The 12,945-nt window shown below is 64.4% G+C and carries 10 protein-coding genes; 3 read left to right on the top strand and 7 right to left on the bottom strand.

The window, feature by feature from the left end; all coding sequences use genetic code 11:
• Positions 1–87 precede the first annotated feature (87 nt).
• Positions 88–1,497, top strand: coding sequence for a nucleobase:cation symporter-2 family protein (locus tag PQR02_RS23245; RefSeq protein ID WP_408236415.1), 1,410 nt, complete (start codon positions 88–90; stop codon positions 1,495–1,497).
• A 155-nt stretch (positions 1,498–1,652) separates the two neighbouring features.
• Here PQR02_RS23245 and PQR02_RS23240 read toward each other — a convergent pair whose 3' ends face one another.
• The 3 genes from PQR02_RS23240 to PQR02_RS23230 are packed head-to-tail and all read right to left on the bottom strand — an operon-like array spanning position 1,653 to position 7,650.
• A complete protein-coding gene (locus tag PQR02_RS23240; protein ID WP_408236412.1) occupies positions 1,653–3,179 on the bottom strand; it encodes an efflux transporter outer membrane subunit in 1,527 nt (508 codons plus the stop codon).
• A 1-nt stretch (position 3,180) separates the two neighbouring features.
• Complete coding sequence (locus PQR02_RS23235) at positions 3,181–6,402, bottom strand: efflux RND transporter permease subunit (protein ID WP_408236409.1); 3,222 nt, start codon at positions 6,400–6,402, stop codon at positions 3,181–3,183.
• Positions 6,403–6,420: 18 nt separating this feature from the next.
• The gene (locus PQR02_RS23230) at positions 6,421–7,650 is read right to left on the bottom strand and encodes an efflux RND transporter periplasmic adaptor subunit (RefSeq protein ID WP_408236406.1); all 1,230 of its coding nucleotides are present in this window, start codon (positions 7,648–7,650) and stop codon (positions 6,421–6,423) included.
• A 430-nt stretch (positions 7,651–8,080) separates the two neighbouring features.
• Here PQR02_RS23230 and PQR02_RS23225 point away from each other — a divergent pair, with 430 nt between their 5' ends.
• Positions 8,081–8,722: a TetR family transcriptional regulator gene (locus PQR02_RS23225; RefSeq protein ID WP_408236403.1), complete on the top strand. Its 642-nt coding sequence runs from the start codon at positions 8,081–8,083 to the stop codon at positions 8,720–8,722.
• Positions 8,723–8,908: 186 nt separating this feature from the next.
• Here PQR02_RS23225 and PQR02_RS23220 read toward each other — a convergent pair whose 3' ends face one another.
• Positions 8,909–9,541, bottom strand: coding sequence for a cysteine hydrolase family protein (locus tag PQR02_RS23220; protein ID WP_408236400.1), 633 nt, complete (start codon positions 9,539–9,541; stop codon positions 8,909–8,911).
• 198 nt (positions 9,542–9,739) lie between these two features.
• Here PQR02_RS23220 and PQR02_RS23215 point away from each other — a divergent pair, with 198 nt between their 5' ends.
• Complete coding sequence (locus PQR02_RS23215) at positions 9,740–10,735, top strand: helix-turn-helix domain-containing protein (protein WP_408236397.1); 996 nt, start codon at positions 9,740–9,742, stop codon at positions 10,733–10,735.
• 92 nt (positions 10,736–10,827) lie between these two features.
• On the opposite strand, the gene PQR02_RS23210 is transcribed toward PQR02_RS23215, so the two are convergent.
• The 3 genes from PQR02_RS23210 to PQR02_RS23200 all read right to left on the bottom strand — a co-directional run bounded on the left by PQR02_RS23210 (position 10,828) and on the right by PQR02_RS23200 (position 12,660).
• On the bottom strand, positions 10,828–11,577 hold the full coding sequence (locus PQR02_RS23210; RefSeq protein ID WP_408236394.1) for an SRPBCC family protein: 750 nt from the start codon (positions 11,575–11,577) through the stop codon (positions 10,828–10,830).
• Between the two features lie 33 nt (positions 11,578–11,610).
• Entirely contained in the window at positions 11,611–12,003 is a 393-nt protein-coding gene (locus PQR02_RS23205) for a DUF427 domain-containing protein (protein WP_408236391.1), read from the bottom strand.
• A 159-nt stretch (positions 12,004–12,162) separates the two neighbouring features.
• Complete coding sequence (locus PQR02_RS23200; RefSeq protein WP_408236388.1) at positions 12,163–12,660, bottom strand: carboxypeptidase regulatory-like domain-containing protein; 498 nt, start codon at positions 12,658–12,660, stop codon at positions 12,163–12,165.
• Positions 12,661–12,945 lie beyond the last annotated feature (285 nt).

The raw sequence follows: 12,945 nt of genomic DNA, 5'->3' as shown, positions 1-12,945 counted from the left end.
CCGGAATAGGCCCCAGTGGTCTTGTTGCACCTTTTCGTCCCCGATACCTTGGAGCCATCCCAAAACCAGATGGTGGAGACAGACGATATGCAAGCGAACACGGTTCACCCGTGCGACGAGCGACTGCCGGCGGGCCAGTTGCTCACCCTCGGCATTCAGCACGTTCTGGTGATGTACGCCGGCGCCGTCGCGGTGCCCCTGATCATCGGCGCGGCGCTCAAGTTGCCGAAAGATCAGATCGCCTTCCTGATCAGCGCCGATCTGTTCTCGTGCGGCATCGCCACGCTGATCCAGACGCTCGGTCTGTGGATCTTCGGCATCCGTCTGCCGGTCATCATGGGCTGCACGTTCGCGGCCGTCGGTCCGATGGTCGCGATCGGCACCAATCCTTCGCTCGGCATTCTCGACATCTTCGGCTCGACGATCGCGGCCGGCGTGGTCGGCATCCTGCTCGCGCCCGCGGTCGGCAAGCTGTTGCGCTTCTTCCCGCCGGTGGTGATCGGCGTGGTGATCTCGGTGATCGGCCTGTCGCTGATGGAAGTCGGCATCAACTGGGCGGCCGGCGGCGTGGGCAATCCCGATTACGGCAATCCGGTCTATCTCGGCCTGTCGCTGCTCGTCCTGATGCTGATCCTGCTGATCAACAAGTTCGCCAAGGGCTTCCTCGCCAACATCTCGGTGCTGCTCGGCATCGTCGCGGGCTTCGTGATCGCGCTGGCGCTCGGCCGCGTGAACATGGAAGGCGTCACGCTTGCGCCGTGGGTCGGCTTCGTGATGCCGTTCCACTTCGGCATGCCGCACTTCGATCCGCTGTCGATCGCGACGATGGTTACCGTGATGTTCGTCACCTTCATCGAATCGACCGGCATGTTCCTCGCGGTCGGCGACATGGTCGATCGGCCGGTCGATCAGAAGACGCTGGTGCGCGGCCTGCGCGTCGACGGGCTGGGTACGCTGATCGGCGGCATCTTCAACTCGTTTCCGCATACCTCGTTTTCGCAGAATGTCGGGCTGATCGGCGTGACCGGCGTGAAGAGCCGCTTTGTCTGCGCGATGGGCGGCGTGATCCTGGTGCTGCTGGGCCTGTTCCCGAAGATGGCGCAAGTGGTCGCGTCGGTGCCGGCGTTCGTGCTCGGCGGCGCGGGCATCGTGATGTTCGGCATGGTCGCGGCGAACGGCATCAAAGTGCTGTCGAAAGTCGACTTCGTGAAGAACCACCACAACCTGTTCATCGTCGCGGTGAGCATCGGGCTGGGTCTGGTGCCGGTGGTATCGCCGCACTTCTTCTCGAAGCTGCCGCCCGCGCTGTCGCCGCTGCTGCATAGCGGAATTCTGCTGGCGTCGGTCTCGGCGGTGGTGCTGAACCTGATCTTCAACGGCGTGAAGAGCGAGAAGAAGGCGCAGAACGACATTCGCCGCGCGGGCCATGACTTCGACGGACGCGGCGGCGCCGAACCGCAAGGCGACGAGATGCTGCGCACCGTGGATTTGCACTGAGCGCCGCTAGCGCTGGTTGGCGCGGTTAGGAGTGCGGCTGCGAAGGCCGCAGAAACGAAAACGCCATGGCAATGCCGTGGCGTTTTCGTTTGTCCAACTGCGGCGAGGCGGCTCCCCGAATCAGAATCCGTCCCGCCCAGGATCTGATGCGAAGCTCAACCCGCGTTCGGCGCCGAGGCCGCCACCGGCGCACTCGCCGCACCATAGTCGACCGGCGCGTCGGCCGGACGCGGCTGCTCGCCGGTATGCTCGATCCAGCCGCCGCCAAGCGCCTGATACAGCGTCACCAGATTCTGCGCACGCTCCATGCGCGCGGTAACCAGCGACTGCTGCGCCAGGTACAGCGCGCTCTGCGCGGTCAACACCGCCAGATAGCTGTCGACACCGTTCGAATAGCGCAGGTTCGACAGATCCAGCCGGCGTTGTTCGGCAAACGTATCGCGCTCCAGCGCCTCGATCTGCTGGTCGTACGTGCCGCGTGCCGCCAGTCCGTCCGCCACTTCGCGGAAAGCAGTCTGGATCGCCTTCTCATAGGTGGCGATCTGGACGTTCTTCTCGATGTTGGCGAGGTTCAGGTTGGCGATGTTCTGGCCACCCTCGAAGATCGGCAAGGTGATCGACGGCGCGAAGCTCCACGCTGCCGAACCCGGCTTGAACAGACCGCCGAGCGTCGGACTCAGCGTGCCGAAACTGCCGGTCAGCGAAACCTTCGGGAAGAACGCCGCGCGCGCCGCGCCGATGTTCGCGTTGGCCGCGAGCAGATTCTCTTCGGCCTCCATGATGTCCGGACGACGCGTCAGCAGATCGGAGGGCAACCCGGCCGGAATATCCGTCAGGAGATTCTGGCTGTCCAACGTCAAGCCCGGCGGCAGGTCGGCGGGCATCGGCTCGCCGAGCAGCAGCACCAACGCATTTTCGGCCTGCGCCCGCAGACGTTCCTGCGCCTGGTGGTTCGCCTTCGCCACCTCGACCACCGTTTGCGCCTGGCGCAGATCGAGCTCCGAACCCGTACCGGTGTCGAACTGAACCTTGTTGATCCGATACGATTCGTCCGCGGTCTTCAACGTGTTCTGCGTGACCTTCAGCAGATCGTCCAGTTCGAGCACCGTCAGGTACTGGTTCGCCACCTGCGAGACCAGCGCGATTTCCGCCGCCTTGCGCGCCTGGGCCGTGCCCAGGTAGGTCGCCAACGCCTGATCCTTCAGGCTTTGAATCCGCCCGAAGAAGTCGATTTCCCACGACGCGTTCAGACCGACCGAATACGTGTTGGTAATCGTCTGGTCAAAGAACGACAGGTCGCGCGGCGTGCGCTGCTTGGTTTGCGAAGCGGCGGCGTCGAGCGTCGGGAACAGACCCGCGCGAACGATCCGGTACTGCGCCTGCGACGCCTGCATGTTCAGCACCGACACGCGCAGATCGCGGTTGTTCTTCAGCGCGATCTCGATCAACCGCTGCATGCGCGGGTCGACGAAGAACTCGCGCCAGCCGATGTCGGCGGCAGCCTGACCGTTGGCGCTGCGCGCGGGGGCGTCCGGCTGGGTCGCCCCCGGCTGCGTGTCGTACACGCCGCCGCTCGGGAAGCCCGCCGTCACGGGAGCCGCCGGGCGCTCGTAGCGCGGCGCCATCGTGCAACCCGCGGCGAGCAACGCAACCGCCACTGCAATCAGAGAATGTTTTTGCATCTCAATGTCCGTCCTTGCCCGAGCCTTCATCAGTCGACCCGCCAGCCGAACCGCCGCCTTGCGGATCATGCGGATGGTGCTGGTTGTAGTGTGCGAGCGCCTCATCCGGGTCTTCCTTCTCACCGCCGAATTTCGCGCGGATCACGACGAAGAACATCGGGATCATGAAAATCGCGAGGAAGGTCGCCGTCAACATCCCGCCGATCACGCCGGTACCGATCGCGTGCTGGCTGGCCGAACCGGCGCCGTTACTGATCGCGAGCGGCATCACGCCGAGTATGAACGCGAGCGAGGTCATCAGGATCGGGCGCAACCGCAGACGCGCTGCTTCCAGCGCGGCCTCGATCGGCCCCATGCCTTCACCCTGCTGTAGTTCGCGGGCGAATTCCACGATCAGAATCGCGTTCTTCGCCGACAAGCCGACGGTGGTCAACAGACCCACCTGGAAAAACACGTCGTTCTCGAGCCCGCGCAGCGTTGCGGCCAACAGTGCGCCGATCACGCCGAGCGGTACCACCATGATCACCGAGAACGGGATCGACCAGCTTTCATACAGCGCCGCGAGACACAGGAACACGACGAGAATCGAGATGCCGTACAGAATCGGCGCCTGCGAACCCGACTGGCGTTCCTGCAACGACAGGCCCGTCCATTCGTAGCCGACGCCCGCCGGCAGCTTCGCAACGAGTGCTTCCATCGCCGTCATCGCCTGACCGGTCGACTTGCCCGGTGCGGCCGCGCCCTGGATTTCCACCGACGAGATACCGTTGTAGCGCTCCAGCTTCGGCGAACCGTAGGTCCACTCGGTACTCGCGAACGCGGAGAACGGCACCATCGCGCCCGCGTTGTTGCGCACGAACCAGACGTTCACGTCTTCCGGCTTCATCCGGAAAGGCGCGTCGCCCTGCAGGTACACCTTCTTGATCCGGCCGTCGGTATCGAGGAAGTTGTTCACGTACTGCGACGCCCATGCGATCGAGAACGTCTGGTCGATCGTGGCCAGCGACACGCCGAGCGCGGAAGCCTTCTCGTGGTCGATGCTCACCTTGAACTGCGGCGTATCGTTCAGGCCGTTCGGGCGCACCTGAGCCAGCGTCGGATCTTTCGCCGCCAGGCCCAGCAGCATGTTGCGCGCTTCCATCAGCTTCGCGTGACCCACACCCGCGCGATCCTGTAACTGGAAGTCGAAGCCCGCGGCCGTGCCGAGTTCAGGAATCGACGGCGGATTGACCGGGAACACCGTCGCGTTCTTGTAGCTGGCGAAGTGCATGTAGAGACGGCCCACCAGCGCCTGCACCTTCTGGTCCGAGTGCTGGCGCAGTCCGTAGTCCTTCATCCGCACGAAAACGAGACCCGCATTCTGGCCGCGCCCAGCGAAGCTGAAGCCGTTCACCGTGAAGGTCGATTCGACGATCGACTTCTCCTCGTTGCGCAGATAGTCGGACACGTCCTTCAGCGCGCGCGCGGTGGTTTCCTGCGTGGAACCCGACGGCGTTTGCACCAGCACGAACATCGTGCCCTGGTCCTCGTCAGGCAGGAACGACTTCGGCAGTTTGACGAACAGCAGCCCGACCGCGAAGATCACCACCATGTAGATGATCAGCCAGCGGCCCGAGCGCTTGATCACGTGGTGCACGCCCGAGTGATACTTGTCGCGGCTCTTGTTGAACGTGCGGTTGAACCAGCCGAAGAAGCCGGTGGCCGTTTCGTGATGACCCTTCGGGATCGGCTTGAGGATCGTCGCGCACAGCGCCGGCGTCAGAATCAACGCGACCAGCACGGACAGCACCATCGCCGCCACGATCGTCAGCGAGAACTGCCGGTAAATAGCGCCGACGGAACCGCCCGAGAACGCCACCGGCACGAACACCGCCGACAGCACGAGCGCCACGCCGACCAGTGCGCCGGTAATCTGGTCCATCGCCTTGCGGGTCGCGTCACGAGGCGATAAGCCCTCCTCCTGCATCACCCGCTCGACGTTTTCCACCACCACGATCGCATCGTCCACCAGGAGACCGATCGCCAGCACGAGACCGAACATCGACAGCACGTTGATCGAGAAACCCACGATCCCCATGATCGCGAACGTGCCCAGCAGCACCACCGGCACCGCGATCGTCGGGATCAGCGTGGCGCGCAGGTTCTGCAGGAACAGGTACATGACCAGGAACACCAGCACGATACCTTCGAGCAGCGTCTTGACCACTTCCTCGATCGACAGGCGCACGAACGGCGTGGTGTCGTACGGATACTGGACGACCAGACCGTGCGGGAAATACTTCGACAGTTCGGCGACCTTCGCGCGCACCGCCTTCGCGGTAGCCAGCGCGTTCGCGCCGGTGGCGAGCTGGATACCGAAGCCGGCCGTGGGTTGCCCGTTGTACTTGGTGTCGAAGTTGTAGTTTTCGCCGCCCAGCTCGATGTGCGAGACGTCGCGCAGACGCACCTGCGAGCCGTCCGTGTTCACCTTGAGCAGGATGTTGCCGAACTGTTCAGGCGTGTTCAGCAGCGTGGCCTGCGTGATGGTGGCTTGCAGCACCTGGCCCGGCACCGACGGCGTGCCGCCGAGCGAGCCGCCCGCAACCTGCACGTTCTGCGCCTGCAATGCCGTTTGCACGTCGACCGGCGTCAGGCCGAAGTTGTTCAGCTTGTTCGCGTCGAGCCAGATCCGCATCGCGTACTGCGAGCCGAACAGCGTCACCGTGCCCACACCGTCGATACGGCTGATCGGATCCTGAATGTTCGACGCGACGTAGTTCGCCAGGTCGTACTTGCTCATGCTGCCGTCTTCGGACACGAAGGCCATCACCAGCAGGAAGCTGCTGCTCGACTTCGTGACCTTGGTGCCCAACTGCTGCACGGCTTGCGGCAGCAACGGCGTGGCGAGCTGCAGCTTGTTCTGCACCTGCACCTGCGCGATGTCGGGGTTGGTGCCGGCCGCGAACGTCAGCGTGATGGTTGCCGTACCCGAGTCGTCCGACGTGGACGCCAGATACAGCAAGTGGTCGAGACCACTCATCTGCTGCTCGATCACCTGCGTGACGGTGTTTTCCACCGTCTTCGCCGATGCGCCCGGGTACGTTGCGCTGATCTGCACGGCCGGCGGCGCGATGGTCGGGTATTGCGCGATCGGCAACGTGAAGACCGACGCGATACCCGCGAGCATCAGAATGATGGCGATCACCCATGCAAAAATCGGGCGATCGATAAAGAACTTTGCCATGAGGCGGGCTCCCTGTTATTACGCGCCCGAGGCAGCGGAGGCGGGTTGGGCCGTCTGTGCGCTGCTTGCGGCCGACGCGCCTTGAGCGGCTGCGCCGGAAGCGGGCGTGGCGGGAAGTTGCGCGGCAACTGGCTTGACCTGCTGGCCGGGGCGGGCCTTGTCGGTGCCCTGGACGATCACGCGGTCGCCGGGATTCAGGCCGCCTGCGACCACCCAGTTCGAACCGAACGTGCCGGCGGTGACGATCTGACGCAATTCGACCTTGTTGTCGGCGCCGACGACCAGCGTGGTCGGCTGACCTTTCTGGTCGTGCGTGATGCCGACTTGCGGCACGACGAGCGCGTTCTGGTTCACGCCTTCCTCGATCTTCGCGCGCACGAACATGCCCGGCAGCAGCACCTTGTCCGCGTTCTTGAAGATCGCGCGAACCGTGACCGAGCCGGTGCCCTGGTCGACCGTGACGTCGGTGAATTGCAGCTTGCCCTTGTCCGGATAGACCCGGCCGTCTTCGAGAATCAGCGACACTTGCGCCGCGCCCGGGCCGGTTGTCTTGAGGCGCCCTTCCTGGATCTCACGGCGCAGCTTGAGACCGTCGAGGCTCGATTGCGTCAGGTCCACGTAGACCGGATCGAGTTGCTGGACCGTGGCAAGCAGCGTCGCGGCGCTCGCCTGGACGAAGGCGCCGGGCGTGACTTGCGACACGCCGATCTGGCCGGTTACCGGCGAGGTCACGTCGGTATAACCGAGATTGATCTGCGCGGTGTCGACGGCTGCCTTGCCGGCGGCGACGTCGGCCGCGGCCTGGCCTTCGGCGGCGACCGCGTTGTCGTAGTCCTGCTTGCTGACCGCGTTCGCGGCGACCAGCACCTTGTAGCGGTTGGCCTGCGCGGTGGTCGTCACGAGGTTGGCCTGGGCCTTCGCGAGCGTCGCCTTCGCGTTGTTCAACGTCGCGATGTACGGCGCCGGATCGATCTTGTACAAACGCTGGCCCGCCTTGACCTGGCTGCCTTCGGTAAACTCGCGGCGCAGCACGATGCCGTCGACCCGTGCGCGCACTTGCGCCACGAGGAAGGCGCTGGTGCGGCCCGGCAGTTCGGTGATGACCGGCACGGTCGTCGGCTGGACGGTGACGACGCCAACTTCGGGGGTCTGGGGCGGCGGGGCAGATTGTTTTGGTCCGCACGCTGCCAGCAATACGGCAGCCGTCGCGGCACTGATTAAGCGGAATGGAACCCGTTCGACGCGCATGGAGCGACCTCTGTCAAAGACTGAGAATGAAAAAGTGCGCGCATCCCTACCCCGGGGACGACGGCGCACACATGCGTCTTGCGACGCTTGACCGGAAGCCCGTGGATACACATCGCACCTGGAGGGGCATCGCGATGCGATGGCGCCATACCGGGGAATGCCGCGCGGCGCCGCCCTTTTCGGGCAACGCGCAAGAGCGTTTTGAAAGGCAACAGTGACGGATATTAACCGGTCGTCACGGCTTGGGCCATCCGATCGTGGAGTGCTATTATATATACATTCAAGAATGCATGTAAAAGTGCATTTCGTTCTCTTGCAGGCCGGGGACTTGCAGGTTTGGTTCCAAAACTCCGAAATAGTAGACAGATTGTCATCGGGCTGACTTAAAAACGCTCGGGAAAACCCCACAATCAGCGCAGGTCATACCAATATGGTCAGAAGAACCAAAGAAGAGGCGTTGGAGACGCGCACCAGCATTCTCGATGCGGCAGAACGCGTGTTCTTCGAAAAAGGTGTATCGCGCACCTCGCTCGCGGATATCGCACAAGCCGCGGGCGTCACGCGCGGCGCAATCTACTGGCACTTCGCCCACAAAAGCGACCTGTTCACCGAAATGTTCGACCGCGTGCTGCTGCCGTTGGACGAACTCAAAGCCGCGTCGCTAGACCCCAACGAGCCCGATCCGCTCAAGCGGGTGATGGAAATCTGCGTGGTCTGCCTGCGCGACACCGCCAACGACCCGCGCCGCCGGCGCGTGTTCGACATCCTGTTTCTGAAATGCGAGCTGGTCGAGGAGATGGGCCCGGTGATGGAACGCTATCAGACCAATATGCGCGAGGGGCTGCGGAAAATCGAAGGCGGTTTGCGCAACGCGATCTCCAAGGGACAAATGCCCGCGGATCTCGACACGAAACTGGCGGCGGCGATGGTGCATGCGTTTGTCAGCGGCTCGCTGCGCGACATGCTGTTTTTGCCCGATGCGACGGATTTCGGCGCGCATGCGCAGCAACTGGTCGAAGGGGTGTTCGACGCACTGCGCTTGAGTCCGGCGCTGCGCAAGCGGAAGGTTTAGCGGTTATTGGGTCTGGTGGCCCGGATATCGGTTGATACGACTAATGCAAAAAACACGGGCGGGTGAATAACCCGCCCGCTTTCGTTTGTGCGCGGCAGTTTCCGGTGCCTTGTGGCTAGATGATGCAAGCCGACACAGCCGCGCATTGCGACGGTTACTCAACGTGTCCCGCGCCACGCACTCGCGTCACGCCAAGGCCCGGCGCGCCCGCGCCGCCTGATTCGACGCATAAATATTGCCGCGCGCGAGCGGCACCCCGCTCGTCACCGCCGCGAGCCACTCGTCGGTGCTCGCCACCGCCGCGAAGCGCGATTGCAGCACCACGCTGAATACCCGGTGGATGTCCTCCGCGCTGGCAAAGCCCGCGCTGTTCTCGTAGGGTACCGAACCCGTCGCGTCGTGCAGGAATTCCACCGAAAGCCCCGCGTGAACCGCGTGATTGACGGTCGACGCATCGCAGTTGTGCGTCATGTAACCCGTCACCGTCAGCGTGTCGATCTGCCGCGCGGCAAGCCAGTCGGCCAGATCGGTCCCGCTGAACGCGCTCGGCAGGGATTTCTCCACATAGTGATCGTGCGCGCGCGAGCCCACCACGGGATGCAGTTCCGCCGCCGCGCTGCCGCGCGCGAACAGCGGCGAGCTGGCCGGCGCGAAGTTCTGCACGACGACCACCGGGATGCCGGCGGCGCGCGCCGCATCCATCGCGCGGCCGATGTTGCCGAGCGAAGTCTGGACGTCGGGGAATTCGATCGGCAGATCGCCGGTCACGTATTCGTTCTGCACGTCGATGACGATCAGCGCACGGCGCGGCATAGTCATGGCAAAGCTCCTGTCGGATGAAGGGATGGAGGGTCGCGCCAGTCGGCCCGGCGTGGTGCGGCGTGTCGTGGTGCCCGGCGACACAGCGGCGCGATGACGGCATTGTTCGCCCGCCGTGGCCTTCACGACAGCGACCCGAATGACAAGATTCGCTAGAATCGGGCCATCCTTTTTTTCTTTCGTCTCGCGAGGTCATCGATGGCGACTCCCGCAATCTCCGGTGCGACGCGCGGCGCCGCGGCCCGCCACGTCGTCGCCGTGGTCGCGTTCGACCGCATCAGCCCGTTCCACCTGTCGGTGCCGTGCGTGGTGTTCGGCGAGGACCGCAGCGGCGGCGGCGTACCGGATTTCGACTTCCGCGTCTGTGCTGCCGAAACAGGCCCGCTGAGCACCACCGCCGGCTTCTCGATCGCCGTCACGCACGGACTCGACGCGCTCGCCGACGCCCACACGATCATCGTGCCGAGCTGGCGCGACCCCGACGAAGCGCCGCCCGCTCCGCTGCTCGACGCGTTGCGCTGCGCCCACGCGCGCGGCGCGCAACTGGTCGGGCTGTGCCTGGGCGCGTTCGTGCTGGCGGCGGCGGGCATTCTCGACGATCGTCCGGCCTCGACTCACTGGGCTTGGGCCGACGATTTCGCGCGACGTTATCCCCGCGTGCGGCTCGACCCCGACGTGCTGTATGTCGACGACGGCAACGTCATGACTTCGGCTGGCACCGCGGCCGGCCTCGACTGCTGTCTGCACGTGCTGCGCAAAATATACGGCGCCCGGGTGGCGAACTACGTCGCGCGTCGGCTGGTGGTGCCGCCGCACCGGCAAGGCAATCAGGCGCAATTCGTCGAACAGCCGATGCCGCCGAACCTGCGCGGTGACCGTCTATCGGGCTTGCTGGATTGGGTGAGCGGCAATCTGGACGTGCCGCATACGCTCGACACGCTTGCCGGACGCGCGTTGATGAGCCGCCGCACCTTCACGCGACGCTTCCGGCTCGCCACCGGCACCACGGTCGGCGCGTGGCTGCTCGCGCAGCGGCTCGCGCGCGCGCAACAGTTGCTGGAAAGCAGCAACGAGTCCGTGGAAGCGATTGCGACAATCGCGGGCTTCGGCTCGGCCGCGTCGTTACGCCAGCATTTCGCGGGCGCGTTTCGCACCTCACCATCGGCATGGCGGCGGGAGTTTCGCGGGGTGTAATCACCAGCGTTTCGTAGTGTCCTACCGGAATTTCGTAGTCGCGCCGACGCGACAGCCGCGCGACCCATCAGCGTCGCGGGCAAATCGCACCGTCAGTGCTCGCTAATCCAGCGCGCGACGTACAACAGCAGCGCGACCAGAAAAATCATCGCGGCCCAAGCCCAGTTCGGCACCGCGTGCGGCCCCGATTCCCGATGCGAAACGCCATGCGACAAACCATGCGACGCACTCGCCGCTCGCGTTGTCAGCGTGCTGCCGTGATCCATGCGCGCGCGCCGCGCGATGTTGCCCAGCGTGATCGGCCGAAGAAACACGTGCTGCCGCCGCACCGCCGAACCGCGCGCGCGATTCGGGCCTTGCCCATGCTTGGCCCGCACGACCGCGTCGAATTCGGCGAAAAAATCATCGACCAGCTGACGCAGCGCATTTTCGAGCTGCCGCGTCGGGAGTTCGGCGAGTGGTCCCGACGAAGTCGCCCAGATCGCGTAGTCAATCCGTGTGCTGCGCTCCTTGCCCACGCCATGCGCGCCGTCTTCCTCGCGCACGCGTATTTCGATCTGTCCGCGCAACGCGCCGATGCCGCCGGCTCGCGCCTTGAAGTTGATGGTGCGGCGCTGCGCATCCCCCGGTCCGGAATCCTGGCCGGCCACGTGGGCGCGCGCTTCGTAATGCGCGCGCAACGGGCCGAGCGGCACGGTCATGACCAGCGCATATTCGCCATGCGCGAGGCGCGTGAACGACTCGCAGTTGTCGAGGCTGGCACGCAACAGCGCGAGATCTTGCAGCGCTTCCCAAACGTCGGACGGCGCAAGCGGAATCCGTAACGCGTCGTTCAGTTCCATGGCAGCCTCTTCGATGAACGCTCGACAGCGGGATCAGGATGTCTGATCGATGCGGTCGACGCGCGATGCGTAAAACGCGAGATAGCCTTTGATCTGCATGACCGGCTCGAGCGGCGCCTCGTAGCTCCACACGGCGTTTTCGATCACGCCGTCTTCGGTGCGCAGATGGAAATACGAGGCTTCCCCCTTGAACGGGCAGTGCGAAGTATGCGTGGAACGTTCGAGGCGGGCCATGTTGACGTGTTCGCGCGGAAAGTAGAACACGTCCGACAGACCGGTCTCGGTAAGCGTCAGCGCCGCTTGCGTATCGGCCATGGTCACGCCACCGTGGATCACCCGCACCCGGTGGTGATTGCCGCTAATCGTGATGGTATGGCCGCCCGTGCTCGCGCCGGGGCTTCCGTGAGGTGTCAACGCATCGCTCATGTCTCGGCTCCGTGATGGTGTGCGGTCGGTGTGCGGTCGTACAAACAGCAAAGCCACGGGCATCCCCGTGGCTTCATTATCGGCCAAAGTCCAGCTGATTGTGCGGCCTTCGTCCAACGCCTGGATCGGTCGCGTCAGCGGCCACGGCGCCGAAGCCGCTTACTTCGTGCTCCAGTAAAAAGCGGATTTGGCGGTGCCTTTGGCCGGAATCGTCACCGCTTTGGTCTGCTCCTGATCCTTGTACTGCGCGTGCACGGTGTAGCGGCCCGGGCGCACCTTGACCAGCATGTAGGGGCCGCGCGACGTGGTGTTCAGCACCTCGCTGTTGTGCGCGTCGACCACGCGCACCCGGACGTCGGAGAGGAATTCGGAACTGGGGCCCGTGAAGCGCAGCGACAGCGGCCACTGGCTTTGCGCCTGTTGCAGCGCCTTCGATTCGTCGAGGCCGACGCCGCCCGATACGAACGACACGTCGCCCTGCTGCTGGACTTGCGGCAGGCCGCCGCCGTTGACGTTGCCTGCGCTGGTGTCGTCGGTGGTCGTGCCACCGGTCACATCGCTTGCCTGCTGTGCATATACACCACCCGCCAGACCGAGCGTGAGCGCTGCGCACACCGCAGCGGCTACGATCCTTCGCTGATTGCGTTGGGTTTTCATCGGTTCGCTCCTTGTTAAGGTTTTGTCGCCCGGGTCTCCCGCGAAGGGTCCGGAACAGACGAGAAGCAACCTGCGTGCCAACGGTCGCAGGGAGTGCGTGGATGCGCCCGCAATGTGTCGGCGCGGAGCGCGCTGCGCCGTCTCGCACGCGTTTGGGACTGGCGAAAAAAAACCGGTCCGTTGCAGTAAATGCAAGGACCGGCAAACGTTACCTATAGGGATGAGCGGTTCGAGCGAGACATCGGGCAAACTGCCGTCCTGTACTCGCGCGTCCCGCCCCGCAGA

This window comes from Paraburkholderia sediminicola, from assembly GCF_046026895.1.
In the GTDB taxonomy this organism is placed as follows: Bacteria; Pseudomonadota; Gammaproteobacteria; order Burkholderiales; family Burkholderiaceae; genus Paraburkholderia; species Paraburkholderia sediminicola_C.
The sequence above is the reverse complement of the archived record's forward strand: the minus strand, read 5'-3'. Positions and strand labels throughout refer to the sequence as shown.

What these genes read in the sequence shown, in the direction of transcription:
- PQR02_RS23245 (WP_408236415.1), top strand. Translation starts at nt 88, where the DNA reads ATGCAAGCGAACACGGTTCACCCGTGCGACGAGCGACTGCCGGCGGGC.
- PQR02_RS23240 (WP_408236412.1), bottom strand. Translation starts at nt 3,179, where the DNA reads ATGCAAAAACATTCTCTGATTGCAGTGGCGGTTGCGTTGCTCGCCGCG.
- PQR02_RS23235 (WP_408236409.1), bottom strand. Translation starts at nt 6,402, where the DNA reads ATGGCAAAGTTCTTTATCGATCGCCCGATTTTTGCATGGGTGATCGCC.
- PQR02_RS23230 (WP_408236406.1), bottom strand. Translation starts at nt 7,650, where the DNA reads ATGCGCGTCGAACGGGTTCCATTCCGCTTAATCAGTGCCGCGACGGCT.
- PQR02_RS23225 (WP_408236403.1), top strand. Translation starts at nt 8,081, where the DNA reads ATGGTCAGAAGAACCAAAGAAGAGGCGTTGGAGACGCGCACCAGCATT.
- PQR02_RS23220 (WP_408236400.1), bottom strand. Translation starts at nt 9,541, where the DNA reads ATGACTATGCCGCGCCGTGCGCTGATCGTCATCGACGTGCAGAACGAA.
- PQR02_RS23215 (WP_408236397.1), top strand. Translation starts at nt 9,740, where the DNA reads ATGGCGACTCCCGCAATCTCCGGTGCGACGCGCGGCGCCGCGGCCCGC.
- PQR02_RS23210 (WP_408236394.1), bottom strand. Translation starts at nt 11,577, where the DNA reads ATGGAACTGAACGACGCGTTACGGATTCCGCTTGCGCCGTCCGACGTT.
- PQR02_RS23205 (WP_408236391.1), bottom strand. Translation starts at nt 12,003, where the DNA reads ATGAGCGATGCGTTGACACCTCACGGAAGCCCCGGCGCGAGCACGGGC.
- PQR02_RS23200 (WP_408236388.1), bottom strand. Translation starts at nt 12,660, where the DNA reads ATGAAAACCCAACGCAATCAGCGAAGGATCGTAGCCGCTGCGGTGTGC.